General features: G+C 59.9%; 21 protein-coding genes. 16 read left to right on the top strand and 5 right to left on the bottom strand.

The genetic code is table 11. The annotated features are described in order from the left end of the window. Nucleotides 1-10: 10 nt before the first annotated feature. Together pvdM and IF654_RS13565 are read right to left on the bottom strand one after the other, a co-directional pair. Nucleotides 11-1,360, bottom strand: coding sequence for a pyoverdine-tailoring dipeptidase-like protein PvdM (gene pvdM, locus IF654_RS13570; RefSeq protein WP_095010168.1), 1,350 nt, complete (start codon nt 1,358-1,360; stop codon nt 11-13). 117 nt (nt 1,361-1,477) lie between these two features. Beyond that, on the bottom strand, nt 1,478-2,386 hold the full coding sequence (locus IF654_RS13565) for a LysR family transcriptional regulator (protein ID WP_080960215.1): 909 nt from the start codon (nt 2,384-2,386) through the stop codon (nt 1,478-1,480). 95 nt (nt 2,387-2,481) lie between these two features. Here IF654_RS13565 and IF654_RS13560 point away from each other — a divergent pair, with 95 nt between their 5' ends. Then, nucleotides 2,482-3,348 (top strand): pirin family protein, encoded by an 867-nt coding sequence (locus IF654_RS13560; protein ID WP_194862317.1) that lies wholly within the window; start codon nt 2,482-2,484, stop codon nt 3,346-3,348. A gap of 88 nt (nt 3,349-3,436) precedes the next feature. Beyond that, nucleotides 3,437-4,063 carry an isochorismate family cysteine hydrolase YcaC gene (gene ycaC, locus IF654_RS13555; RefSeq protein WP_047282710.1) on the top strand — a complete coding sequence of 209 codons (627 nt, stop codon included), beginning with the start codon at nt 3,437-3,439 and terminating at the stop codon, nt 4,061-4,063. A 98-nt stretch (nt 4,064-4,161) separates the two neighbouring features. Here ycaC and IF654_RS13550 read toward each other — a convergent pair whose 3' ends face one another. Beyond that, complete coding sequence (locus tag IF654_RS13550; RefSeq protein WP_047276448.1) at nt 4,162-5,343, bottom strand: acetyl-CoA C-acyltransferase family protein; 1,182 nt, start codon at nt 5,341-5,343, stop codon at nt 4,162-4,164. A gap of 205 nt (nt 5,344-5,548) precedes the next feature. Here IF654_RS13550 and IF654_RS13545 point away from each other — a divergent pair, with 205 nt between their 5' ends. Then, nucleotides 5,549-6,007, top strand: a complete 459-nt coding sequence (locus IF654_RS13545; RefSeq protein ID WP_047275582.1) for a lipocalin-like domain-containing protein — start codon at nt 5,549-5,551, stop codon at nt 6,005-6,007. A gap of 11 nt (nt 6,008-6,018) precedes the next feature. On the opposite strand, the gene IF654_RS13540 is transcribed toward IF654_RS13545, so the two are convergent. Both IF654_RS13540 and IF654_RS13535 read right to left on the bottom strand, forming a co-directional pair. Beyond that, the gene (locus IF654_RS13540; RefSeq protein WP_194862318.1) at nt 6,019-9,279 is read right to left on the bottom strand and encodes a bifunctional diguanylate cyclase/phosphodiesterase; all 3,261 of its coding nucleotides are present in this window, start codon (nt 9,277-9,279) and stop codon (nt 6,019-6,021) included. Nucleotides 9,280-9,316: 37 nt separating this feature from the next. Next, on the bottom strand, nt 9,317-10,213 hold the full coding sequence (locus IF654_RS13535) for a LysR family transcriptional regulator (protein WP_047294306.1): 897 nt from the start codon (nt 10,211-10,213) through the stop codon (nt 9,317-9,319). Between the two features lie 130 nt (nt 10,214-10,343). Between IF654_RS13535 and leuC the strand changes: the two genes are divergently transcribed. The 13 genes from leuC (at nt 10,344) to IF654_RS13470 (ending at nt 24,982) form a co-directional block, all read left to right on the top strand. Beyond that, on the top strand, nt 10,344-11,762 hold the full coding sequence (gene leuC, locus IF654_RS13530; RefSeq protein WP_194862319.1) for a 3-isopropylmalate dehydratase large subunit: 1,419 nt from the start codon (nt 10,344-10,346) through the stop codon (nt 11,760-11,762). A 10-nt stretch (nt 11,763-11,772) separates the two neighbouring features. Next, nucleotides 11,773-12,414, top strand: coding sequence for a 3-isopropylmalate dehydratase small subunit (gene leuD, locus IF654_RS13525; protein ID WP_047275575.1), 642 nt, complete (start codon nt 11,773-11,775; stop codon nt 12,412-12,414). 30 nt (nt 12,415-12,444) lie between these two features. Further along, on the top strand, nt 12,445-13,212 hold the full coding sequence (locus IF654_RS13520) for a class I SAM-dependent methyltransferase (protein ID WP_194862320.1): 768 nt from the start codon (nt 12,445-12,447) through the stop codon (nt 13,210-13,212). A 69-nt stretch (nt 13,213-13,281) separates the two neighbouring features. Beyond that, nucleotides 13,282-14,364, top strand: coding sequence for a 3-isopropylmalate dehydrogenase (gene leuB, locus IF654_RS13515; RefSeq protein ID WP_047275570.1), 1,083 nt, complete (start codon nt 13,282-13,284; stop codon nt 14,362-14,364). A 68-nt stretch (nt 14,365-14,432) separates the two neighbouring features. Then, on the top strand, nt 14,433-15,545 hold the full coding sequence (asd, locus tag IF654_RS13510) for an aspartate-semialdehyde dehydrogenase (protein WP_047275568.1): 1,113 nt from the start codon (nt 14,433-14,435) through the stop codon (nt 15,543-15,545). A 151-nt stretch (nt 15,546-15,696) separates the two neighbouring features. Then, nucleotides 15,697-16,707, top strand: coding sequence for an aspartate-semialdehyde dehydrogenase (locus IF654_RS13505; RefSeq protein WP_094987547.1), 1,011 nt, complete (start codon nt 15,697-15,699; stop codon nt 16,705-16,707). Nucleotides 16,708-16,894: 187 nt separating this feature from the next. Further along, entirely contained in the window at nt 16,895-19,501 is a 2,607-nt protein-coding gene (locus IF654_RS13500; RefSeq protein WP_194862321.1) for a FimV/HubP family polar landmark protein, read from the top strand. A gap of 195 nt (nt 19,502-19,696) precedes the next feature. Further along, nucleotides 19,697-20,521 carry a tRNA pseudouridine(38-40) synthase TruA gene (gene truA, locus IF654_RS13495; RefSeq protein ID WP_047275562.1) on the top strand — a complete coding sequence of 275 codons (825 nt, stop codon included), beginning with the start codon at nt 19,697-19,699 and terminating at the stop codon, nt 20,519-20,521. Between the two features lie 63 nt (nt 20,522-20,584). Further along, on the top strand, nt 20,585-21,208 hold the full coding sequence (locus tag IF654_RS13490; protein WP_047275560.1) for a phosphoribosylanthranilate isomerase: 624 nt from the start codon (nt 20,585-20,587) through the stop codon (nt 21,206-21,208). Between the two features lie 272 nt (nt 21,209-21,480). Next, nucleotides 21,481-22,401, top strand: coding sequence for an acetyl-CoA carboxylase, carboxyltransferase subunit beta (gene accD, locus IF654_RS13485; RefSeq protein ID WP_047275558.1), 921 nt, complete (start codon nt 21,481-21,483; stop codon nt 22,399-22,401). Beyond that, nucleotides 22,398-23,705: a bifunctional tetrahydrofolate synthase/dihydrofolate synthase gene (folC, locus tag IF654_RS13480; protein WP_048374943.1), complete on the top strand. Its 1,308-nt coding sequence runs from the start codon at nt 22,398-22,400 to the stop codon at nt 23,703-23,705. The genes accD and folC overlap by 4 nt, the downstream gene beginning before the upstream one ends. After that, nucleotides 23,689-24,318, top strand: coding sequence for an SPOR domain-containing protein (locus IF654_RS13475; RefSeq protein WP_047275554.1), 630 nt, complete (start codon nt 23,689-23,691; stop codon nt 24,316-24,318). The genes folC and IF654_RS13475 overlap by 17 nt, the downstream gene beginning before the upstream one ends. A gap of 106 nt (nt 24,319-24,424) precedes the next feature. After that, nucleotides 24,425-24,982, top strand: coding sequence for a CvpA family protein (locus IF654_RS13470; protein WP_047275552.1), 558 nt, complete (start codon nt 24,425-24,427; stop codon nt 24,980-24,982). Nucleotides 24,983-24,984 lie beyond the last annotated feature (2 nt).

The raw sequence follows: 24,984 nt of genomic DNA, 5'->3' as shown, positions 1-24,984 counted from the left end.
GCAAGTTCACTTATTGAAGAGAGACAGGTTTGGCGGCTTTTTGCACGGTGTCCCACACGCGCAGGAAGTTGCCGCCCCACAATTTGGCGATATCGGCTTCCGAATAGCCGCGTTGCAACAGCTCGGCCGTGACGTTGCGGGTTTCGCTGACATCCTTCCAGCCATCGAGTCCGCCGCCGTCGTTGAAGTCGGAACTGATGCCCACGTGGTCGATGCCGATTTTCTTCACCGCGTAATCAATGGCGTCGCCGTAATCCTTGAGCGTGGCTTTCGGTTCTTCTTCGACGATGGCGTACAGCCCGGCCGCGTACTCCCCGAAGCGCTGCTCGGGCCAGACGGTGATGATCGGGTCGCCCGGCATCAGGGCCATTTCCAGGTTGTGCAGCGGCGGCAAATCGAACTGGCTGCGCAGGGTGTTGAGTTTGGCCTGGCTGTCCTGGCCAAGCGGGCGCAGGTAGGTCGGGAAACCGACGATTTGCACCACGCCCCCGCTGTCCTTGATGAGCTGCATTTCTTTGTCGCTGAGGTTGCGCGGGATGTCCACCAGCGCCCGCGGGGCCGAGTGCGAGGCCACCATCGGCGTGCGGCTGAGCTGGCTGACTTGCTCCAGTGCCTTGGTCGACATCTGTGACACGTCAATAATCACACCCAGATCGTTCAGGCGTCGTACCGCTTGCTTGCCGGTTTCAGACAGACCGTCGAGGGCATCAGGCGTGTCGTTGAAAAAAGGCAGCGGGCGCGAGGAGTCGGCCCAGTCGTTATTGCCGACGTAGCTGAAACCGAACATGCGCATGCCGCGTGCGGCCCACATGTCCAGCTGATTGAGGTCGTTACCCAGCGGGTAGGCGTTGAGCATGCTGATGAAGATGGCGAATTTTCCTTCGCCGTGAAGGCGTCGCAAGTCATCCGGGGTGTAGGCGATGCCGACCTGATTGGGGAAGTCGCGGACCATGCCGGTGATGATCCGGTAGCGCGCCTGCTGCTCATTACGCGCGGCCTCGACGAAGCCGGCGGTCGGGCGGTGCGGCGCGTTGGGGCCGTTCCAGATTTCCGGCCAGCCGAACACGGTCAGTGCCGCGCCGGATAACCGGCCCTTGGCGGCCTTGGCCAGGTCAAACTGCCCCGTCCCGTCCTTGTCGGCTTCGTTGCCCGCCGTGCCGAACTCCAGTGGCACCGTGATGTGGCTGTCAAACGACAGGATGCGGTCCTGAAGCGCGTCGGCCTGCTTGATGATCTTCAGCGGGTAACCCGGATTGCCCCGGTAAAACGTGTCCCACACCAGCACGCCCCCACCGATGGCGGCGGCCAGGGCCAGAGGAAGACCGAACAGCAGGGCTTTTTTAGAACGTGATTGAGTCATTGCCATCTCAGTAGAAATCCGCCGTCAAGGGGCAGGCGCGCGGCCTTTGCTATCTGGAAAGAACGAGGGGCAGTGGCATTAATTTAGAGGCAGGGGCGTCCATCACGTTCCGATGCGTCAAACCACGTCGCTGTGGCTGAATTCCTCGGCCAGAAAATCAATCAGCGTACGCACTGAAGGCAGTAATCCCCGGCGCGAGGGGAATACCGCGTGCACGATCCCGCTTTTGGGCGCCCAGTCCGGCAGCACGTTGACCAATTGACCGCTGGCGATTTGATCGCGAACCACCACATTGGGCAGATGCACTACGCCCAGGCCTGCCACGGCGGCCTGACACAGGGCGGGCAGGTCATCGGTGATGAGTTTGGGTGTGTGAGGGATCAAGGCGGTGGCGCCGTCGGGACCAAACAGTTCCCAGGCATAGTCGCGACGGGCCGAGCCCCAAAACAGACTCGGCAGGCCGCTCAGGTCGGCGGGGCCGGGCGGGTTGGAAAAACGCGGCAGCAGCGCCGGGCTGGCGACCAGGCTCTGGAGGCTGTTGCCCAACACTTTCATCACCAGCTCACTGTTCTGCAGCGGCGGAAAGCGCACGCGGATCGCAATGTCGAAACCCTCTTCGATCACGTCCACCCGGCGGTTGGTGCTTTCAACGTGCAGTTCCACCAACGGGTACTTGAGCATGTAGCGCGTGAGCATGGCGCTGACCCACGAGTTGAGCAGCGAGGTCGGACAGCTCAAACGCACAATGCCTTGGGGTTCGGAGCGATTTCGCTCAATGACTTCAGCTGCCGCTTCGGCCTCGATGCGCATGGCCAGACACCGCTGGTAATACTCTTGGCCAATTTCCGTCAGTGAACAGTGGCGGCTACTACGCTGTATCAGCCGTACCCCCAGTCGCTCTTCCAACTGGGCAATGCGTCGGCTGAGTTTGGACTTGGGCATGTCCAGCGCCCGGCCGGCGGCGGCGAAACCGCGGTGTTCGACCACTTGGGTGAAGTAATAGAGCGTGTTGAGGTCTTCCACCATCGTTCTCCAAATAGAACGCTAAGGTTCAAAAACGCAGTCTAGTCGACAAAACGCATCGAATCTAAGCTGTTGCCATGAATTACAGGAGGTACACGATGAAACACATTCTTGGCATTTACACAGCGCCGCGTGGCCACTGGGTCGGTGATGGTTTCCCGGTACGCACGATGTTTTCTTACGACCAGATGGGTAAACACATCAGCCCATTCCTGTTGCTGGATTACGCAGGACCCGCCGAATTTACGCCGACTACTCAGCGTCGCGGCGTAGGGCAACACCCGCATCGCGGGTTCGAAACCGTCACCATCGTTTACAAGGGCGAAGTCGAACACCGCGATTCCACCGGTAACGGTGGGGTGATCGGCCCCGGTGATGTGCAATGGATGACGGCGGCGTCCGGGATCTTGCATGAAGAATTCCATTCGGAGGCATTCGCCCGCCGTGGCGGCACCCTGGAGATGGTCCAGTTGTGGGTCAACCTGCCCGCCAAAGACAAAATGGCCGCACCGGGTTATCAGGGCATTCTGGACCGGGACATCCCGGATGTAGCCCTCAAGGACAACGCCGGACGGCTGCGCCTGATTGCCGGTGAATTCGACGGTCTCCGTGGCCCGGCGCACACCTTTACTGATATCCAGGTCTGGGATATCCGGTTGCAGGCGGGCAAGTCGGCTACGTTTGATCTGCGCGAAGGCCACAACACCGCACTGGTAGTGCTCAAGGGCGCCGTGCAACTGAATGGCCAAGAGATGGCACGCGAAGGCCAGTTGGCCTTGTTCGATCGTGATGGCACTCAGGTGCATGTCGATGCCGATCAGGATGCGGTGTTCTTGATCCTCAGCGGCGAACCGATTGACGAGCCCATCGTCGGTCACGGCCCGTTTGTGATGAACAGCGAGGCCGAGATTGAGCAGGCGTTTGTGGATTTTCAGTCGGGTCGTTTTGGTCGTATGCCCGCCTGATCTGAGTGTTGCAACGCGTTAAACCGCACTTCCGGGCCATGAAGGGTCATGGCCCGTTTTTTTGAATCACCCATGAGAGGAACACCCTGTGACGACTTCTTACAAGCGTTTGGACAAGGACAATGCCGCCGTTTTGTTGGTGGATCATCAGGCGGGTTTGCTGTCGTTGGTCAGGGACATCGACCCTGACAAGTTCAAGAACAACGTGTTGGCACTGGCCGATCTGGCCGCGTATTTCAAGTTGCCGACCATTTTGACCACCAGTTTTGAAACAGGCCCCAACGGCCCGCTGGTGCCGGAGTTGAAAGCGCAGTTCCCCGACGCGCCGTACATCGCCCGGCCGGGACAGATCAACGCTTGGGACAACGAAGATTTCGTCAAGGCCGTCAAGGCCACAGGCAAAAAGCAACTGATCATTGCGGGCGTGGTGACCGAGGTGTGCGTGGCCTTTCCGGCGCTCTCGGCGCTGGCGGAAGGGTTTGAAGTGTTTGTGGTGACGGACGCGTCCGGAACGTTCAACGAAATTACTCGCCACTCGGCGTGGGATCGTATGTCGGCCTCCGGTGCACAGTTGATGACCTGGTTTGGCCTGGCCTGTGAGCTGCACCGCGACTGGCGCAACGATGTGGAAGGGCTGGGGGCGCTGTTCTCCAACCATATCCCGGACTACCGCAACCTGATCACCAGTTACACCACCCTGACGGCTGGTAAGTAACCGGAAAGGAAGCTGACGCTCAACGCGTCAGCTTCGTTGCGCTTGTATGTGTCATTGCCGCCAGATATCCCGCACCTAAGGCGCTAGCCGCCAAGCAGTCAGACCCGTTCGAAAATCACCGCGATGCCCTGTCCACCGCCGATGCACATGGTGGCCAATGCGTAGCGGCCCTGAATGCGGTGCAATTCATGAATGGCCTTGGTCGCAATGATCGCGCCGGTTGCGCCCACCGGATGGCCCAGCGCGATCCCTGAACCATTGGGGTTGACCTTGGCCGGGTCCATGTCCAGCGCTTGCATCACGGCGCAGGCTTGGGCTGCGAAGGCGATATTGGCTTCGATCACGTCCATGTCGTTGATGCTCAAACCAGCGCGTTTCAGGGCCAGTTGCGTCGCCGGAATCGGGCCCAGCCCCATCAGTTCGGGTTCCACCCCGGCATGGGCGTACGCCACCAGGCGCGCCAGGGGCGCGAGGTTGCCCGAGGTCACGGCGCTGGCGCTGGCCAACACCAGGGCTGCGGCACCATCGTTCAGGCCCGAGGCGTTACCGGCCGTGACCGTGCCGTCTTTCTTGAAGGCCGGGCGCATGCTTGCCAATTGCTCAAGGGTGGTGGCGCGCGGGTGTTCATCGACACTGAACAGCGTGCTGCCTTTGCGTGTCGTGATCTCGACCGGGGCTATTTGCTGATCAAAAAAGTGGTGTTCGAGTGCATGAGCGGCGCGCTGCTGATCGGCGTAGGCCAGGGCATCCTGGGTTTCGCGGTTGATGCCGTTGCGTTCAGCGATGTTCTCGGCAGTGATGCCCATGTGCATGCCTTGAAACGGATCGTGCAGCACCCCGAGCATGTAGTCCTGCATCAGCCCGTTGCCCATGCGCGCGCCCCAGCGTGCAGCAGGCAGCAGGTAGGGCCCGCGGCTCATGGATTCCACCCCGGCGCCGATGGCAAATTCGGCGTCACCGAGCATCACGGTGTGGGCTGCTGAAATCACGGCTTGCAGGCCCGAGCCGCAGAGGCGATTGACGTTGAAGGCCGGGGTCTCTTTGGGGATGCCTGCGCGGATCGCCGCGACCCGCGCCACGTAGGCGTCGTGGGGGTCAGTAGGGATGACATTGCCCATCACCACGTGGCCGATGCGTTCGGGATCAACCTGACTGCTGGACAGTGCGGCCGTCACGGCAACGGTGGCGAGGTCGCACAGGGGCACGTCTTTCAGCGCGCCGCCGAAGGTGCCAATGGCGGTGCGCCGAGCGCTGAGGATAAAGATGTCAGAGGTGTGCATGAGGCGTCCTTATTGTTCTTGTTGATCTGTGGGGCCGGATTATTTCACAGCGCCAACGGCTGCGGACTAGTCCGTTTGAGGGGGAATTCGATAAGTGGCAATGCCTATAGATGGACGTTGCCGCTTCGCCGTCTACGCTGTCGGTTTCGCGGAGCCTGGCGATCAGGCCTTGCTCTCCCATCCCGATGCAAAGGAAATGCATGCCATGTCTACCGTAGACCGAAATGCGCTGATCGGCGCCTGGAAACTGGTGAGTTTTGTGGAGCGCGATACCAACACCGGTGTTGAATCCCACCCCATGGGCACGACCCCGGAAGGGATCATCCTGTATACGCCTGACGGCTATATGTCGGCGCAATTCTGTCCGCCCGGCCGCAATGACCTGGCCAGCAATGACCCGTTTGATGCCAGTGAACATGAGTACAAAGAAGCGGGTAAAACGTACTTTGCCTACAGCGGCCCGTTTTATGTGGATGAAGCGCGCGGACTGCTGGAGCACGAAATGTTTGTCAGCTTCTTTCCCAACTGGCGTGGGCAACGTCAAGTGCGTACCTGCCGCATTGAAGGCGACATGTTGTACCTGGCGCCGGACGTGCCCGTGAACTTCAATGGCTCGATGAAGCTCGCCAACCTGGCCTGGAAACGGGTCAACCCCAACCTCTAGCCCCTACGGCGTCAGGCCTTGAGCAGGGTGCGAAACGCGTCGATCGGTACAGGGCGACTGTGCAAATAGCCCTGATAGATGTGGCATTCCAGGCTCTGTAAAAACTGCAACTGCTGTTGCCGTTCGACGCCTTCGGCCACCACCTTAAGCTGCAGGCTATGGGCCATTGCCACGATGGCGCGGATGATTTCCGCGTCATTCGGGTCGTTGATGGCATCGCGCACGAATGACTGGTCAATTTTCAGCGTGTCGACCGGCAAGCGCTTAAGGTGCGTCAGCGACGAGTAACCGGTGCCAAAATCGTCCATTGCAAAGCTCACGCCCATGGCCGTGAGCTGATGCATTTTTGCGATAGTGTCTTCCAGGTTCTGGATCACGATGCCTTCGGTGATTTCCAGTTTGAGCATGGAACTGGGCAGGTCATGGGTCAGCAGGCTGCGTTGCACGCGATCAACGAAGTTGCTCTGGCGAAACTGGCGCGGGCTGATGTTCACGCACAGGCTGAAATCTTTGGCCTGGATCAGGCCGTCATTGAGCAAGGCACCGAAATCGCGGCAGGCTTGATCCAGAATCCAGGTGCCGACTTCAAGGATTAACCCGCTGTCCTCAAGGATTTTGATGAACTCGCTTGGCGACTGCGGCCCCAGTTGCGGGTGTTGCCAGCGCACCAGCGCTTCGGCGCCCACGATGCGTTGGGTGCGTGCATCGACCTGCGGCTGATAGTGCAGGCTGAATTCGTTGCGTGCCAGGGCGGTGCGCAAATCACTTTCGATGCGCATGCGCTCACTGGCGGCGGCCTGCATGTCGGGGTGAAACAGTTGCGTGGTGTTGCGCCCCGAATCTTTGGCCCGGTACAGGGCAATGTCGGCGCGCTTGAACAAGTCGGCCGGGTTGGCGCCGTGGTCGGGAATCAGCGCGATGCCGATACTGGGGGTGACTTGCAGGCGCTGGCCATCGAGAAACATCGGCTCGGCCAACAATTCGCGTAGCGTGTCGGCCGTGGCGCGCACGTGCCGGGTCACTTCCTCCAGCGAGCCGTGCAAGCCGCTGAGCAGGACCACAAACTCGTCGCCGCCCAGTCGCGCCACGGTGTCTTCGACCCGCACGCTGGCTTCAAGCCGGGCGGTGATGATTTTCAGCACCGCATCGCCCACCGGATGCCCGAGCGAGTCGTTGATGTGCTTGAAGTGATCCAGGTCGAGGAACAGCAGGGCCCCGCGCATGTCATGCCGCGACAGCAGGGCGCTTTGCTGGGTCAGGCGATCCATCAGCAAGGCCCGGTTGGGCAGGTTGGTGAGCGGGTCGTGATAGGCCAGATGACGCACCTGCGCCTGCGCGGCTTTCAATTGACTGATGTCACGGGCGATCAGCAGCAGGCAAGCGGTGTCGTTGAGGGTGATGCGTTCGATGGAGATCTCCACGTTAAGCAGATCGCCACGGCGTGAGCGCCCGAGGATTTCACGGTTGCTGATACGGCCTTTTTCTTCCAGTTCGTCCAGCAGCGCCTGACGCAGCGAGCTGTCACCCCAGATCCCCAGTTCGTAAGGGCTGCGGCCCATGACTTCGGCGCTGGTATAACCGGTCAGCCGGGTAAAGCCGTCGTTGACCTCCAGGTAACAGCCGGTGGCGTAGTCGCTGATGGTGATGGCGTCGGGGCTTGAGTGAAACGCCTTGGCGAATTTCTCTTCGCTGGCTTTAAGCACGGCTTCGGCCCGCTGTTGCTGGGTGATGTCGCGCAAGGTGGCGACCATGCAGGCGTGCCCATCCAGTTCGATGGAACGGCTGGACACCACACACGTCAGGGGGTCGGTATTTTTGTGCAATAACGAGACGGTCAGGTTGTGCTGCGCCGGGCCCTGAATGGCAGCCAGCAAAGGTCGTAAATGTATGGCCTGGTGGTCGGGGTCTGCACGCAGATCGTTCATGTCCCAGCCAAAGGTCTGACTGAAACTGGCATTGATCTCCATCACCTCACCGCTGACGGCCTGCAGCACGCAAATGGGGTCGGGGCTGGTCTGAAACACGCTGGCAAACTTTTCTTCGGAAGCGATCAGGCGTTGCTCGCGCTCCACTTGTTCGGTGATGTCGAGCAGGGTGCCCGCCATGCGCAGTGGCTGACCATCGTCGTCACGGTACAGGCGGGCGCGACTTTCCAGGTAACGCGAGGCACCGTTTTCGAGCTGAACCCGGTAGGTCAGCTGGTAATTACCGGCCGGGCCTTCGCGCAAGGAGCGGTAGGCGTTGCGCATGTTGTAGCGTTCCTCGATGGGCACCCCTTCAAAAAACGCCTCGAACGATTCGTTGAACGCCACAGCTTCCAGGCCGTGCAATTGGGCGGCGCGCGCCGAGCCGTACAGCTGGCCACTGGGAATGTGCCAGTCCCAAGTGCCCATCTGCGCTGAATCGAGGGCCAGGTCCAGTCGCTCCTGGCTGTCCTTGAGCGCTTGCTCGGCCTTGATGCGTTCGCTGGTGTCGAGAAACGTGCTGACCAGGTATTCCTCACCCTCCAGTTCGACTTTTTGGGCGCTGAGGATCCCGCCATGCAACTGGCCGTTACGGCCGCGCAATTGCACTTCCATGTCCACCGGTGCCTGTTCGCGGCGGATCGCCTGGATGAAAGCGTTGCGTTGCTGCGGGTCGGGCCACAGCCCCAACTCCAGCGTGGTCCGGCCAATGGCGTGCTGAACCGGCCAGCCGAGCAGGCTTTCAAAGCAATGGTTGGCTTCGCTGATCAGCCCGTCTTCAAGGCGCACCAACAGCACCATGTTCGGTGACAGGTGAAACAGGGTGGCAAAGCGTTCTTCCGAGTTGTTCAGGGCTTGCTGGCGCTGGCGTTGTTGGGTGACTTCTTGCAGGACGCCCATCATGCGGGGCTTGCCATCGGCGGTGGGCACCCGGCTGCCCCGGATCTCCAGCCAGTGCAGGGTGCCGTCTGGCCAGCGAATGCGGTGGTGAGTGCTGCGCTCCTGGGGGGCATTTTTGATCACCGCATCAAAGGCCTGCTGAGCCTTGGGCCAATCATCGAACGGCAAGGCCGATAACTGATTGAGGTTGCCCGGCAAGGTCTGGGTTGCCGGCAGGCCGAACAAGGCGTGGGAGCCCTCGGACCAACTGATGTCGCCGCTTTCCATGTCCCAGCACCATGCACCCAATTGCGCCGCCTTGAGCGCAGCGAGCAATGGCGGGGTCTGACGCCCGTTTTGCTCCAGCGTTAACGGTTCGGTAGAGGGCAAACCGCTAGTAAGGTGCACAGAGTCAGCGGGTGTTGGCATTGGCTGCGGTCCTTGAACGGAAAAAGCGACAGTACGGTCATGTGTCAGGCGCAGTGTGCCGGGTATCGACCTGGCCATCCAGCAATGTCATGAAAGCGTGTGCAGCATTCGATAAAGTGCGTTCGGTATGCAAGATATAGCCTAGTTGGCGCGTCAGTTGTATGCCCGGCAAGCGGATCGATGCCACTTGTTCGTCAAGCATGGTGCGCGGCAGCACGCTCCAGGCCAGACCGATGGACACCATCATTTTGATGGTTTCCAGGTAGTTGGTGCTCATGGCGATATTGGGGGTCAACCCTTGGGCCTCGAACAGCCGCTGCACGATGTGGTGGGTAAAGGTGTTGCCACCCGGGAACACCGCCGGGTGGTGCGCGATGTCTGCCAGGCTGATCGGCCCTTTGTGGGTCAGCGAGTGCTCTGGCGCGACGACAAAATCCAGCGGGTCATCCCACACCGGCACGGCGCGAATCAGTGAATGCGGTTCGGGCGCCAGGGTAATGACCGCCAGTTCAGCTCGGCCATGGAGGATTTCTTCGTAGGCCACTTCTGAATCGAGGAACTGAATATCCAGCGCGACCTTGGGGTAAGTGCGGGTGAATTCACGCAGCAGGGGCGGCAAGCGGTGCAAGCCAATATGGTGGCTGGTAGCCAGTGTCAGGCGACCGCTGACCTCTCCGTTAAGGTTGTTGAGCGCCCGGCGGGTGTCGTCCAGCACGTTGAGTATTTGATAGGCGCGGGGCAGCAGCGCTCGGCCGGCCTCGGTCAGGCTGACTTCACGGCCGAGTCGGTCGAACAGCCTGAGCTTGAGTTGTTGCTCAATGCTGGCGATGCGTTTGCTGATCGCCGGCTGGGTCAGGAACAACCGTTCGGCGGCACCCGAAAAGCTGCCGGTTTCTGCAATCGCAATGAAGGCATTGAGATTTGCGAGGTCCATGTTTCGAATTCCCTTTGGTTATCCAAACTATAAAAATTATGAATTTGAGTTATTAACTTTAACGCCATAGGATCGACCTCACAAGCCAAGTGGTTATTGGCACAGAAAGTAGCTGATGAGGAACCGTGTGATGGCCGGCAAAACGCTCTACGACAAGCTCTGGGATTCGCATTTGGTCAAGCAGCGCGACGATGGCTCGGCGCTGATCTATATCGACCGTCACATCATTCATGAAGTGACCTCGCCGCAAGCGTTCGAAGGCTTGCGTCTGGCAGGGCGCAAGCCTTGGCGCATCGATGCCAATATCGCGACCCCGGACCATAACGTACCGACCACGCCGGAGCGCAAAGGCGGGATTCAAGCGATTGCCGATCAGGTTTCCCGTTTGCAAGTGCAAACCCTGGACGACAACTGCGACGAGTACGGCATCACCGAATTCAAAATGAACGACGTGCGTCAGGGCATCGTTCACGTGATCGGCCCTGAGCAGGGCGCCACATTGCCGGGCATGACCGTGGTCTGCGGCGACTCGCACACCTCGACCCATGGCGCGTTCGGCGCCTTGGCCCACGGTATTGGCACGTCTGAGGTCGAACACGTACTGGCCACCCAATGCCTTGTCGCTAAAAAAATGAAGAACATGCTGGTGCGCGTAGAAGGCCAATTGCCATTTGGGGTGACAGCCAAGGACATCGTGCTCGCGGTCATCGGCAAAATCGGCACGGCCGGTGGCAATGGTCACGCCATTGAGTTCGCCGGAAGCGCGATTCGCGACTTGTCCGTTGAAGGCCGCATGACCATTTGCAACATGGCCATTGAGGCGGGCGCGCGCGTCGGTCTGGTGGCCGCCGATGAGAAGACAGTCGATTACGTCAAGGGCCGCCCGTTCGCCCCCAAAGGCGCGGAGTGGGACCAGGCGGTTGAGGCCTGGAAATCATTGGTGTCGGATGCCGACGCAGTCTTCGACACGGTGGTCGAACTGGATGCGACCCTGATCAAGCCGCAGGTCAGCTGGGGCACTTCGCCGGAAATGGTGTTGGCCGTGGATCAGAATGTGCCCGATCCGGCGCAGGAAGCCGATCTGGTCAAGCGCGGTTCGATTGAGCGTGCGTTGAAGTACATGGGGTTAAGCGCCAATCAGGCGATCACGGATATCCAGCTGGATCGTGTGTTCATCGGATCGTGCACCAACTCGCGCATTGAAGACTTGCGCGCGGCGGCCGTGATCGCCAAAGGCCGCAAGGTGGCCTCGACCATCAAGCAGGCGATTGTGGTGCCAGGCTCGGGGTTGGTGAAGGCTCAGGCAGAAGCTGAAGGGCTGGACAGGATTTTCCTTGAAGCGGGTTTCGAATGGCGTGAGCCAGGGTGCTCGATGTGTCTGGCGATGAACCCTGACCGCCTTGAGTCGGGCGAGCACTGCGCTTCGACCTCCAACCGTAATTTCGAAGGGCGTCAGGGCGCCGGAGGCCGCACCCACTTGGTGAGCCCGGCAATGGCCGCTGCCGCGGCGGTAAACGGTCGTTTCATCGACGTCCGCGAATTGATTTAAGGAGCGCAGCATGAAAGCTTTTACCCAGCACACCGGTCTTGTTGCGCCTTTGGACCGTGCCAATGTGGACACGGACCAGATCATTCCCAAGCAGTTTTTGAAATCCATCAAGCGCACCGGGTTCGGCCCCAACCTGTTTGATGAGTGGCGCTACCTGGACGTGGGCCAGCCTTATCAGGACAACTCCAAACGGCCATTGAACAAAGATTTCGTGCTCAATGCCGAGCGTTACCAGGGCGCCAGCGTGTTGCTGGCGCGTGAAAACTTCGGCTGCGGCTCAAGCCGTGAACACGCACCGTGGGCGCTGGAAGAATATGGCTTTCGCAGCATCATCGCGCCGAGTTATGCCGATATCTTCTTCAATAACAGCTTCAAGAACGGTTTGTTGCCGATCATCCTGAGCGACGCGGAGATTGACGAACTGTTTGCTCAGGTTGAAGCCACACCGGGTTATCAGCTCAAGATCGACCTTGAGGCGCAGACGGTCACCCGCCCGGACGGCAAAGTGCTGAGCTTTGAAATCGATGCGTTTCGCAAGCACTGCCTGCTTAACGGTCTGGATGACATCGGTTTGACCTTGCAGGATGGCGATGCCATCGCTGCGTTTGAGAGCAAGCATCGCGCCAGTCAGCCCTGGTTGTTTCGCGACTGATTGCAAGCCCATGACCTGAAGGACACTCCAATGACCCGCACCGCTCAGCACAGTCAAGTCGTACAGAAACAGTTCGGTGAGCAGGCGTCGGCCTACCTGAACAGCACTGTTCATGCCCAGGGCGCCGAGTTTGCGCTGCTCCAGGCGGAGTTGGCCGGCAAGTCGGCGGCGCGGGTGCTGGACCTGGGCTGCGGGGCCGGGCACGTCAGTTTTCACGTAGCGTCGCTGGTCCAGGAGGTGGTCGCTTACGACCTTTCGCAGCAGATGCTGGATGTGGTGAGTCGCGCGGCCCTTGAGCGCGAGTTGCCGAATATCCGCACCGTACGCGGCGCCGCAGAGCGCTTGCCCTTTGCTGACGGCGAGTTCGATTACGTGCTGAGCCTTTATTCGGCCCATCACTGGAGCGATCTCGGTCAGGCCTTGCGCGAAGTACGGCGGGTACTCAAGCCCGGCGGTGTCGCTGCATTCATTGACGTGATGTCGCCGGGCAGCCCGTTGTTTGACACGTATTTGCAAACGGTTGAAGTGTTGCGCGACACCAGCCATGTGCGCGATTACGCGGCGGGTGAGTGGCTTGAGCAGGTCAGCCAGGCGGGGTTGCACACGCGCAGTACGCAGCGCCAGCGTTTGCGATTAGAGTTCGGCTCCTGGATTGCCCGTATGCGCACGCCCGACACCCTGAGCCACGCCATCCTCGCCTTGCAACAGTCCATGGGCGCCGAAGTGCGTGAGTATTTCGAGATTGACGCCGATGGCTCGTTCAGTACCGATGTGCTGGTGCTGTGGTGCGAAAAGTAAGCACGTCACACGATTAAAATTTTCGGATGCGCCTGCGGGGGCATCGACAGACAAAAAAAAGAGGAACCCATGAGCAAGCAGATTCTGATTCTTCCAGGTGACGGCATTGGTCCAGAAATCATGGCTCAGGCGGTCAAGGTGCTGGAGCTGGCCAACGACAAGTTTCAACTCGACTTCGCGTTGACCCATGACGTGATCGGCGGCGCCGCCATTGACCAGCATGGTGTGCCGCTGGCCGATGAAACCCTGGCCCGTGCCCGTGCGGCGGACGCGGTACTGTTGGGCGCGGTGGGCGGCCCTAAATGGGACACCCTCGAACGTGACATCCGTCCTGAACGGGGCCTGCTGAAAATTCGTGCGCAATTGGGGCTGTTCGGCAACTTGCGTCCTGCGATCCTTTACCCGCAACTGGCGGACGCATCGAGCCTCAAACCGGAAATCGTCGCGGGCCTGGACATCCTGATCGTCCGCGAATTGACCGGCGGCATTTACTTCGGTGCGCCACGCGGAACCCGCGAGCTGGACAATGGCGAGCGTCAGGCCTACGACACGCTGCCCTACAGCGAAAGCGAAATTCGCCGCATTGCGCGGGTCGGTTTCGACATGGCCCGAGTGCGCGGCAAGAAGTTGTGCTCAGTCGACAAGGCCAACGTATTGGCGTCCAGCCAGCTGTGGCGTGAAGTTGTCGAGCAAGTGGCCAAGGAGTACCCGGACGTCGAATTGAGCCACATGTACGTCGACAATGCCGCGATGCAACTGGTTCGCGCGCCCAAGCAGTTCGACGTGATCGTCACCGACAACCTGTTCGGCGACATCCTCTCCGACGAGGCATCGATGCTCACCGGCTCCATCGGCATGCTGCCGTCGGCCTCTCTGGATGCCAATAACAAGGGCATGTACGAGCCGTGCCACGGTTCTGCGCCGGACATCGCGGGGCAGGGCATTGCCAACCCGCTGGCCACGATTTTGTCGGTCTCCATGATGCTGCGTTACAGCTTCAATCAGCAGGCAGCCGCCGATGCCATTGAGCAGGCGGTCAGCCTGGTTTTGGATCAGGGTTTGCGTACGGGTGACATCTGGTCGGCGGGGTGTACCAAGGTCGGTACACAGGAAATGGGCGATGCAGTAGTCGCCGCGCTGCAGAATCTGTAATCTCTCGGGCCCGTTACTTCCTGTTGGTGGAAGTAACGACCCCACTTTTTGTTAAAGGTGTAGTTGCGATGAAACGTGTAGGTCTGGTCGGTTGGCGCGGTATGGTCGGTTCCGTGCTCATGCAGCGGATGCTGGAAGAGCAGGATTTCGATCTTATTGAGCCGGTGTTTTTCACCACCTCCAATGTCGGTGGACAAGGTCCGTCCGTGGGCAAGGATATTGCTCCGCTCAAGGATGCCTACAACATTGAAGAGTTGAAAACCCTCGATGTGATCCTGACCTGCCAGGGCGGCGACTACACCACTGAGGTGTTTGCGAAGCTGCGTGAGGCAGGCTGGCAAGGTTATTGGATCGATGCTGCATCGAGCCTGCGCATGCAGGATGACGCGGTCATTATTCTGGACCCGGTCAACCGCAAGGTGATTGACCAGCAGCTGGATGCCGGCACCAAGAACTACGTGGGCGGCAACTGCACCGTGAGTTTGATGCTGATGGGCCTGGGCGGTCTGTTCGAGGCCGGTCTGGTGGAATGGATGAGCGCCATGACCTATCAGGCGGCTTCCGGTGCCGGCGCGCAGAACATGCGCGAGCTGATCAAGCAAATGGGCGCAACCCACGCCGCAGTCGCCGATGAACTGGCCAACCCGGCCAGCGCCATTCTCGACATCGACCGCAAAGTGGCGCAGGCCATGCGCAGCGATGCGTACCCGACCGAGCACTTCGGTGTGCCGCTGGCAGGCAGCCTGATCCCGTGGATCGACAAAGAACTGCCTAACGGCCAGAGTCGTGAAGAGTGGAAGGCGCAGGCCGAAACCAACAAGATTCTGGGTCGCTTCAAAAACCCGATTCCGGTTGACGGCATTTGCGTGCGCATCGGCGCCATGCGTTGCCACAGCCAGGCGTTGACCATCAAGTTGAACAAAGATGTGCCGATTGCCGACATCGAAGGGCTGATCAGCCAGCACAACCCTTGGGTCAAGCTGGTGCCCAATCAGCGTGAAATCAGCATGCAGGAGCTGAGCCCGACCAAAGTCACCGGCACCCTGAACGTGCCGGTCGGCCGTCTGCGCAAGCTGAACATGGGGTCGCAGTTCCTCGGCGCCTTCACGGTCGGTGACCAGCTGTTGTGGGGCGCGGCCGAACCGCTGCGCCGCATGCTGCGGATTTTGCTGGAGCGTTAATCCGCGCCGGTGATTTCAGACCCGCCCCTCGCAAGAGGCGCGGGTTTTTTTGTGCGCCGACGATGCACACCCTTTACAGCGCGCTGTGCGTTGCCTGGCGGGGTGGCGCCCGGTACAGTGCCGCTCCCACTGTTTCGCCTGAGGTAGATCCATGAGCCAGTCCTTTGATATCGCCGTCGTTGGCGCCACCGGCACTGTCGGCGAAACCATTGTGCACATTCTTGAAGAACGTGATTTTCCCGTCGGTGAGCTGCATTTGCTGGCCAGTCTGGAGTCCGCCGGAAGTTCGGTGCCTTACCGGGGCAAGAACGTGCGGGTGCGTGAAGTCGACGCATTTGATTTCACTCAGGTACGCATGGTGTTTTTTGCGGCAGGGCCTGCGGTCACGTTGAGTTTCGCCGACAAAGCCCGTGCAGCGGGGTGTGCCGTCATCGACCTGTCTGGAGCCTTGGCGCAGGCTCAGGCGCCTCAGGTCGTGCCGGAGGCCAATGCGCAGAAGCTGCAAGGTTTACCCAAACCCGTACAAGTCAGTAGCCCAAGCCCTTCGGCGACAGCGCTGGCGGTGGTGCTGGCCCCTTTGCGTGGGCTGCTGGACATTCAGCGGGTGAATGTCACCGCGTGCCTGGCGGTCTCGGCACAAGGGCGTGAAGCGGTGTCGGAGCTGGCGCGTCAGACGGCAGAGCTGCTTAATTTGCGCCCTTTGGAGTCGACCTTCTTTGACCGGCAAATGGCGTTCAATTTGCTGGCGCAGGTTGGCAAGCCAGATGCCCAGGGCCATGTGCCGCTGGAGAAGCGTCTGGTCAGAGAGCTGCGCGACGTGTTGGGCATGCCGGGGCTTAAGGTGTCGGTAACCTGCGTGCAGGCGCCGGTGTTTTTTGGCGACAGCTTCAGCGTCTCGGTGCAATTGGCAGGCCCGGTGGATCTGGACGCGGTTAATGCATTGCTCGAAGCAGCCGATAGCATCGAACTGGTCGAGGCGGGCGACTATCCTACAGCTGTGGGGGATGCGGTCGGTCAGGACGTTGTGTATGTAGGTCGTGTTCGTCACGGAGTTGACGATACTTCTGAACTTAATTTGTGGTTGACGTCAGATAACGTACGAAAAGGCGCCGCCTTGAACGCCGTGCAGGTGGCCGAGTTGTTGATAAAAGACCAACTGTAAAAGATACTTGGCGTCAATTTGCAAAATGATTCTAGCCAGACGGCCAATCGTTGCAGTTCAGTTGCTGTCAGGGCTCGCAAGGCGTAATAGGAGAACCGACCCGGTGGTGGTGTAATCCGGGCGGGGTCTTCAGGCAGCAGCTATACAGATCCCGTGGGACGGGGTCTGTACCAATAAGGAAGAGGCTATGGTTCAAGTTCGCAAATTAGTGTTAGCAATCGCCGCCGCTTCGGCGCTGTCATCCGGCATGGCACAGGCGCTTGGGCTCGGGGAGCTGACGCTGAAGTCGACGCAGAACCAGCCGCTGCTGGCTGAAATCGAATTGCTGGATGTCAAGGACTTGACCGCTGCCGAAGTGGTCCCCAGCCTGGCACCGGCTGAAGAGTTCTCCAAGGCAGGCGTTCAGCGCCCTGCGTTCCTGGATGACCTGCGCTTTACCCCGGTGATCAACCCGGAGGGCAAAAGCGTGTTGCGTGTGACCTCCAGTCAGCCGCTGTCAGAACCTTTCGTCAAATTTCTGGTGCAGGTCATGTGGCCCAATGGCCGCTTGCTGCGCGATTACAGCGTGTTGCTTGACCCGGCCAAATTTTCGCCGCAAACGGCTGCCGCTGCTGCAGCCACCCCGGCGGCTGCACCTGCGGGCAGCCCGGCGCAATACACCACCAGTGCCCGTGACACCCTTTGGGAAATTGCCGCGAAGGCGCGCAATGGCGGGTCCGTCCAGCAAACCATGCTGGCGATTCAGGCGCTCAATCCCGATGCGTTTATCAATGGCAACATCAACCGCCTGAAAACCGGTCAGGTGCTGCGCTTGCCGGATGCGTCGCAAAGCACCCAATTACCGCACGCCAAAGCCTTGGCTGAAGTGGCCTCGCAGAACGCCGACTGGCGCAGCGGGCGTCGCACTGTGCCGTTGGCCCAGCAGTTGGATGCAACCGGGCGTAAAACCCCGGCGCTGGCAACGCCCAAAGAGGCGATGGGCGACAATTTGAGCCTGGTCTCAGGGCAGGCGGCCAAGGGGGCTGGCAAAGGCGCGGCAGGTGATGTCAAACATTTAAGCGACAAGCTGGCGATGACCCAGGAAGGCCTGGATGCCAGCCGTCGAGAGAATGCCGAGCTGAAAAGCCGGATGCAGGATCTGCAAAGCCAGCTCGACAAGTTGCAACGTTTGATTGAGTTGAAAAACGATCAGTTGGCCAAGCTGCAGGCAGAGCCTGTGCCAACCGATCCTGCTGCGGCGATTCCGGCGCAATTGGCGGCGCAGGCAGCCGATGCCCCCGAAGCCGACATTCCGCCAGCCACCGAAGGAACACCGGCCACCGCCATCCCTCCGGCGCCGGTGGATGACGCACAAGACCAGGAACGCAGTATTCAGGACCTGCTGGCCAGTCCGTTGCTGCTGGGCCTGGTCGGTGGCGGGGCCGTGTTGCTGTTGTTACTGCTGATGTTGCTACTGGCGCGTCGCCGTAAAGCGCAACAGGCCGCCGAAAAACACCTGCGCATGGCGCGCGCGCTGGAAGAAGAGTCGGATTTTGCGGCTGATCTGGATATGCCGGAAAGCAGCTTTGAAGGCCTTGAAGTTCCGCCTCCAAGCGTCAAGCTCGCACCTGCACCTGCACCTGCACCTGCACCTGCACCTGCACCTGCACCGGTTGTTGAGTCTGTGGCTCCCGCGGTTGCGGCATCCACTGTCGCCGCGGCGGCAGTCGTGGCAGCGGCCACACAGTCCAAACCCGACAGCGATGTGCTGGACGAAGCTGAACACCTGATTACCCGCCGCCAATTCAATGAGGCGCAAGAGCTGCTCACCTCAGCCATTGAGCAGGCGCCGCAACGCAGTGATTTGCGTCTGAAGCTGATGCAGGTCTATGGCGAACTGGGCGAGCGAGATGCGTTTATTGCCCAAGAGCGCCAGTTGGTTGCCAATGGCAAAAACCACGCTGAAGTCGAGCAGCTTAAGGCGCGCTATCCGGCCATGGCAGCTGTCGCCGCTGCCGGTATTGCTTCGGCGGCCCTGGCTGCCGAACTGGATGCCCAGTTCGTCAAAGACATGCTTCAGGAAGAGCCGAATGCAGAGGCGCCCGTTTCCGCCGAGCCGGTGAGCGAGGCATTCGATGAAGATTTCGATCTGAGTCTGGATGATCTGGAGGCTGCATCCCCAGCGGTGGTTGCTCCGACTGTGGAGCCTCAGGCTCCGGCGCCTGCCGATGATGAGTTGAGCTTTGAGGCCGTGCTCGCCCAGCAGGCTGAAGCCCAGGCCGCCCATGATGACCTTGCAGACTTTGATTTGAACCTGCCGGACGATGAGCTTTCTGCTCCGACCCTGGCGGATGAGGATGTGTTGGGTCTGGAAGACGAGCTCAAGGGGTTGTCTGATGCCGAGACGCCTTTATTCGACATCAATGGCGTCGATGATCTGGATATGCCTGCGGATTTCGACCTGTCATTGGCGGACGAAGAGGCACCGCCGGCGCCTGACAGCTTTTCGGTGGAACTGGATGAGGTGAATGCCGAGCTGGAGCGTTTGTCGCAAAGCCTGGAGCATCCACCGATTGCCGAGCCGTTTGTCGATACTGACAAGTTCGCTGCTGACGATGCGGTGGAGCTGGGTGATGAACCCGAGTTCGACTTCCTGTCCGGCACGGATGAAACCGCTACCAAGCTCGATTTGGCGCAAGCGTATATCGATATGGGCGATGCGGAGGGTGCGCGTGACATCCTGATTGAAGTGCTTGGCGAAGGGAATACTGCGCAGCAGGCCGAGGCCAAAGAGATGTTGTCTCAGCTGGTCTGATCGCCAGCCCGTCATGCCAACGGCAGCCAGGGTGGCTGCCGTTGTCGTTTTTGCGAGGTGGGCGCGGGTGCGTCTAATCATCGGTGTGGCGTATTTGTTTCATGGCGTCTTGGCGCGTGCGCCTTATAATGCCCGCCTTTGCGTACATGAGCAGGCTGTAAGTCCTTGGCAAATTTAGATAACGCAGCCGCTGAAATGGCTGCCGAAGGTTTTTCCCGCATCGCGCTGGGCGTTGAATACAAAGGGTCGCGGTACAGCGGCTGGCAGCGTCAGGCCAACGGGGTGCTGACCGTTCAGGAAACCCTTGAAGAGGCGCTGTCAAAAGTCGCCGCGTCCCCGGTTTCATTGTTGTGCGCAGGGCGTACCGATGCCGGTGTGCATGCCTGCGGGCAAGTGGTGCACTTTGACACGCAAGCTGAGCGCTCGCTCAAGGCGTGGGTGATGGGGGCCAATATCAATTTGCCCCATGACATCAGTGTGAGCTGGGCCAAAGTCATGCCGGCGCATTTTCATGCGCGGTTCAAAGCCATCGCGCGGCGCTATCGCTATGTCATTTATAACGATCAGATACGGCCGGCTCATTTGAATCAGGAAATCACCTGGAACCATCGTCCGCTGGATGTCGAGCGCATGGCCGAGGCGGCGCAGTACTTGTTGGGAGTGCATGACTTCAGCGCTTTTCGCGCCGGTCAGTGCCAGGCCAAATCACCGATCAAAGAAATGCATCACCTGCGGGTCACCCGTCACGGGCAGATGATTGTGCTGGACATCCGCGCCAGTGCGTTTCTGCATCACATGGTGCGCAATATTGCCGGCGTGCTGATGACCATTGGTGCCGGTGAGCGACCGGTGGAGTGGATCAAAGAGGTGCTGGAAAGCCGTCAACGTCGTTTGGGGGGTGTCACGGCGCACCCTTACGGCCTGTACCTGGTTCAGGTCGAGTACCACGATGAGTTTCAGTTGCCTGACCGGTACATCGGTCCGCATTTCCTGACCGGTTTTAGCGAACTGGCCGGCTGACGCCCGCGCACGCTTTTGTTACCATCCGCCACTTTCATGCACCAACCCGGAGGTGGAGTCGACATGTCAGCCGTTCGCAGCAAGATCTGCGGTATTACCTGCATAAAGGATGCGCTGGCCGCTGTAGAGTCCGGAGCGGATGCGATTGGCTTTGTGTTCTATGCCAAAAGCCCGCGCGCTGTAAGCGTTCAGCAAGCTCGCGCAATCATTGCGGCATTGCCTCCCTTCGTCACCACGGTCGGTCTTTTCGTCAATGCCAGCGCGTGTGAGCTCAACGAAACCCTCGACGCCGTACCGCTGGATCTTTTGCAGTTTCACGGCGACGAAACGCCGGAGCAGTGCGAAGGTTTTCACCGGCCTTATATAAAAGCGCTGCGTGTGAAGGCCGGCGATGACATTGCGCAAGCTTGCGCGCGGTATGGCAGCGCCAGCGGAATTTTGCTGGATGCCTACGTTGAAGGTGTGCCGGGGGGAACCGGCGAGGTCTTTGACTGGTCTTTGATACCTCGGGACCTGAGCAAGCCGATCATTCTGGCTGGCGGTTTGACACCCGATAATGTGGCAGACGCCATTCACCGCGTTCGTCCGTATGCCGTTGACGTGAGCGGCGGCGTTGAAAAGAGCAAGGGCATTAAGGATCACGACAAAATACGTGCCTTCATGCAGGCGGTTCGTGGAACAAACTGACGCGTGATGTGACGGTTGGCAGTCTGCCACCGTCCATCATTACCGCTGCCGTAAAGCGTGCGGGCCCGGTCGTTGGACGGGCAGAAATTAAAGTGGCAACCGCTCTGGAGCGTGTTGTCGGGAAGGCTGAGGGTTGCAGGGAGATGCCGGTTCGCCATGGGCTGACCGCAAGTGACTGCAATCATCGCCACACACCTAATGAATTTAGCTCAAGGGCATACACGGGGCCTGAACCAGGTGTTCAAGCCGCCCCGGTACTGGAGAAAAAAAGCATGAGCAACTGGTTGGTAGACAAACTGATTCCTTCGATCATGCGTTCGGAGGTCAAGAAGAGTTCGGTACCTGAAGGCCTGTGGCACAAATGCCCGTCCTGCGATGCAGTGCTTTATCGCCCTGAGCTGGAAAAGACCCTGGACGTTTGCCCTAAATGCAACCACCACATGCGCATCGGCGCGCGTGCACGCATTGATATCTTTTTGGACGCCGACGGCCGTGTCGAGCTGGGTGCCGACCTGGAACCGGTTGACCGCCTGAAGTTCCGCGACAGCAAAAAGTACAAGGATCGTCTGGTCGGCGCGCAGAAACAGACTGGCGAGAAAGACGCGCTGATTTCCATGAGCGGCACCCTGTTGGGCATGCCGGTCGTGGTGTCTGCCTTTGAATTCTCGTTCATGGGTGGCTCGATGGGTGCCATCGTTGGCGAGCGTTTTGTACGTGCCGCCAACCATGCGCTGGAAAACCGCTGCCCGATGATCTGCTTCGCGGCGTCCGGTGGCGCGCGCATGCAGGAAGCCCTGATTTCCCTGATGCAAATGGCCAAGACCTCCGCCGTGCTGGCACGCTTGCGCGAAGAGGGCATTCCGTTTATTTCCGTGTTGACCGATCCGGTGTACGGCGGCGTTTCGGCCAGTCTGGCGATGCTGGGCGATGTGATCGTTGCCGAGCCCAAGGCGTTGATCGGTTTTGCCGGCCCGCGTGTCATCGAGCAGACCGTGCGTGAAAAACTGCCGGAAGGTTTCCAGCGCAGTGAATTCCTGCTGGAACATGGGGCCATCGACCTGATCGTTTCGCGTCAAGAGCTGCGCCCGCGCCTGGGCAGCCTGCTGGCACAAATGATGGGCTTGCCGACGCCGGTGTACGTCGCGCCTCCTGTTGAAGCCATCGTTGTACCGCCGGCTCCGGCAAACCTATGACCCGGCGCACCCTTGGCCAATGGCTCGCTTACCTTGAGCAGTTGCATCCATCGGCCATCGACATGGGCCTGGAGCGCTCGCGAGAAGTAGCGAACCGCATGGGGCTGATCAAGCCAGCGCCTCGGGTGGTGACGGTCACGGGCACGAACGGCAAAGGCTCAACCTGTGCGTTTGTAGCGTCTTTGCTGCAAGCGCAAGGCCTGAAAGTGGGGGTGTATAACTCCCCGCATTTGCTGCGTTACAACGAGCGGGTGCAAATCGCGGGCGTTGAAGCGACGGACGAGCAGTTATGCGAAGCCTTTGCTGCGGTCGAGGCAGGTCGTGGTGAAATTTCCCTGACGTACTTTGAAGTCGGCACGCTGGCCGCTTTCTGGTTGTTCCAGCGGGCCGGGCTCGATGCGGTGGTGCTGGAAGTCGGGCTGGGCGGTCGGCTTGATACCGTCAATCTGGTGGATGCCGACCTGGCGTTGGTCACCAGCATTGGCGTCGATCATGTGGAATACCTGGGCAATACCCGAGAGTCTGTCGCGTACGAAAAGGCCGGTATCTTTCGTTCAGGCAAGCCTGCCCTGTGCGGTGATTTGAATCCGCCCCAGACGTTGCTGGATAAAGCCCATGAACTGGGTTGTCCGCTCTTTATTCGCGGCCGTGATTTCGACCTGGCTACCACCGAACAGGTGTGGCACTGGCGTGGACTGAGCGCGGACGGGAGCGTTATTGAACTGCGCGATCTGCCCCTGCTTGACTTGCCCATGGAAAACGCTGCCCTGGCGTTGCAAAGCTACGCGCTGAGCGGCTTGCCATGGCAGCCGGAGCGCATTGCGCAGGCGCTGCAGGCAACCCGTGTGACCGGCCGACTTGATCGTCGCTCGTTCAAGTGGCAGGGTAAAACCCTGAATCTGCTTCTGGATGTGGGTCACAACCCGCATGCCGCGCAGTATCTGGTTCGCCGCCTGATGCAGCGCCCGGTGACAGGCAAGCGCCTGGCCGTGTTTGGTTTGCTGGCAGATAAGGACCTGGACGGGGTGGTGGGTGAGTTTTCGGTGCCGGTCGAGCACTGGGCGGTAGCGCCGCTGGACACCCCCCGAACTCGCCCGGCGGCTGAGGTGGCGGCTGTCCTGCGACGTCAGGGCGCCTCTGTTTCAGAGCATGGCAGTGTCATGGCTGCGCTGGAGGCTCAGTGCGAGCGGGCCAGTGAAGCGGATGAAATTCTGTTGTTCGGGTCATTCTATTGTGTCGCCGAAGCCCTTGAATGGCTGGAGCGGCGCGCCACGGAGGAGGCTGCACATGGCTTTGCTGGATAAGGCGTACAAGCAGCGCATGGTGGGCGCGCTGGTGCTGGTGGCATTGGCGGTGATTTTTTTGCCAATGCTGTTTTCGCGTCAGGATGAGCAGCGTCAGATTCAGGTCGATGCCCCCACGGCGCCTCAAGTGCCCGTGATGCCGCAGGTTCAGGTTGAGCCGGTTGCAGTGCCCGAGCCGCAGGTCATTCCCGAAGAGCCTGCCCCGGTCGAGCAGGCCGTGGTGGCTGCGCCGCAACCGGAAGCTGTCGTGGTACCGCCGGTGGTCGCCAAGCCCGCTGTCGCGCCCAAGCCGCCAGCGGTCACCCCCGCACAAACGGTGGCGCAAGCGCCAGCCAAACTCGATACCACGCAAAAACGTGTCGATGGCAATGGTTTGCCAATCAGTTGGTCGGTGCAGTTGGTCAGTCTGTCCAATCGTGCCAGTGCCGATAACCTGCAAAAAACCCTTCGCAATCAAGGGTATAACGCATACGTTCGGAGCTCTGGCGGGATGAACCGGGTTTTTGTAGGGCCTTTGTTGGAGCGTGCAGAAGCCGACCGGCTGCGCGATTTACTGGGCAAGCAGCAAAATCTCAAGGGTTTTGTGGTTCGCTTTCAGCCTGAACGTGGCTGAGACTGAAAAAAGGTTCAATCTGTTACGTAATGCGCGTTCAAAGCGCCTTACCTGTGAGGCGGTGCTCTGCTAAAATGCGCCGCCTTATCTGTCTGTAGGCTGCACCGTGCCATTTACCTGGGTTGACTGGGCGATCGTTGCAACGATTGCCATTTCTGCACTGATCAGTTTGAAGCGTGGCTTCGTCAAAGAGGCATTGTCGCTGTGCACCTGGATCATTGCCGGTGTTGTCGCCTGGATGTTCGGTGGTTCCCTGTCGGAATATCTCTCTGCCTACATCGAAACACCTTCCGCCCGTGTCATCGCCGGGTGCACCATCATGTTTGTCGCCACCTTGCTGGTCGGCGCAATGATCAATTTTCTTATCGGCGAACTGATTCGCGTCACCGGGTTGTCCGGGACCGACCGGTTCCTTGGCATGGCCTTCGGCGCCGCGCGTGGCGCATTGCTGGTGGTCGTGGCGGTCGGGTTGTTAAGCCTGGGGCCGGTACAGCAGGACTCGTGGTGGCAAGAGTCACGGCTTTTGCCACAATTTCTATTGGTTGCCGACTGGTCGAAAAACCTCATTTTGGGGTTGAGCAGTCAGTGGCTCGCCAGCGGTATCAGCGTACCCGCTGATATTCCGTTCAAGGAGCACCTCTTGCCGGCTACCCAGCCCAAGTGAGC

The sequence above is a fragment of the Pseudomonas lundensis genome, assembly GCF_015377145.2.
Classification (GTDB): domain Bacteria; phylum Pseudomonadota; class Gammaproteobacteria; order Pseudomonadales; family Pseudomonadaceae; genus Aquipseudomonas; species Aquipseudomonas lundensis.
The sequence above is the reverse complement of the archived record's forward strand: the minus strand, read 5'-3'. Positions and strand labels throughout refer to the sequence as shown.

Coding starts and splice junctions, on each gene's coding strand:
- pvdM (WP_095010168.1), bottom strand. CDS start 1,360: ATGACTCAATCACGTTCTAAAAAAGCCCTGCTGTTCGGTCTTCCTCTG.
- IF654_RS13565 (WP_080960215.1), bottom strand. CDS start 2,386: ATGGTGGAAGACCTCAACACGCTCTATTACTTCACCCAAGTGGTCGAA.
- IF654_RS13560 (WP_194862317.1), top strand. CDS start 2,482: ATGAAACACATTCTTGGCATTTACACAGCGCCGCGTGGCCACTGGGTC.
- IF654_RS13550 (WP_047276448.1), bottom strand. CDS start 5,343: ATGCACACCTCTGACATCTTTATCCTCAGCGCTCGGCGCACCGCCATT.
- IF654_RS13545 (WP_047275582.1), top strand. CDS start 5,549: ATGTCTACCGTAGACCGAAATGCGCTGATCGGCGCCTGGAAACTGGTG.
- IF654_RS13540 (WP_194862318.1), bottom strand. CDS start 9,279: ATGCCAACACCCGCTGACTCTGTGCACCTTACTAGCGGTTTGCCCTCT.
- IF654_RS13535 (WP_047294306.1), bottom strand. CDS start 10,213: ATGGACCTCGCAAATCTCAATGCCTTCATTGCGATTGCAGAAACCGGC.
- leuC (WP_194862319.1), top strand. CDS start 10,344: ATGGCCGGCAAAACGCTCTACGACAAGCTCTGGGATTCGCATTTGGTC.
- leuD (WP_047275575.1), top strand. CDS start 11,773: ATGAAAGCTTTTACCCAGCACACCGGTCTTGTTGCGCCTTTGGACCGT.
- IF654_RS13520 (WP_194862320.1), top strand. CDS start 12,445: ATGACCCGCACCGCTCAGCACAGTCAAGTCGTACAGAAACAGTTCGGT.
- leuB (WP_047275570.1), top strand. CDS start 13,282: ATGAGCAAGCAGATTCTGATTCTTCCAGGTGACGGCATTGGTCCAGAA.
- asd (WP_047275568.1), top strand. CDS start 14,433: ATGAAACGTGTAGGTCTGGTCGGTTGGCGCGGTATGGTCGGTTCCGTG.
- IF654_RS13505 (WP_094987547.1), top strand. CDS start 15,697: ATGAGCCAGTCCTTTGATATCGCCGTCGTTGGCGCCACCGGCACTGTC.
- IF654_RS13500 (WP_194862321.1), top strand. CDS start 16,895: ATGGTTCAAGTTCGCAAATTAGTGTTAGCAATCGCCGCCGCTTCGGCG.
- truA (WP_047275562.1), top strand. CDS start 19,697: ATGGCTGCCGAAGGTTTTTCCCGCATCGCGCTGGGCGTTGAATACAAA.
- IF654_RS13490 (WP_047275560.1), top strand. CDS start 20,585: ATGTCAGCCGTTCGCAGCAAGATCTGCGGTATTACCTGCATAAAGGAT.
- accD (WP_047275558.1), top strand. CDS start 21,481: ATGAGCAACTGGTTGGTAGACAAACTGATTCCTTCGATCATGCGTTCG.
- folC (WP_048374943.1), top strand. CDS start 22,398: ATGACCCGGCGCACCCTTGGCCAATGGCTCGCTTACCTTGAGCAGTTG.
- IF654_RS13475 (WP_047275554.1), top strand. CDS start 23,689: ATGGCTTTGCTGGATAAGGCGTACAAGCAGCGCATGGTGGGCGCGCTG.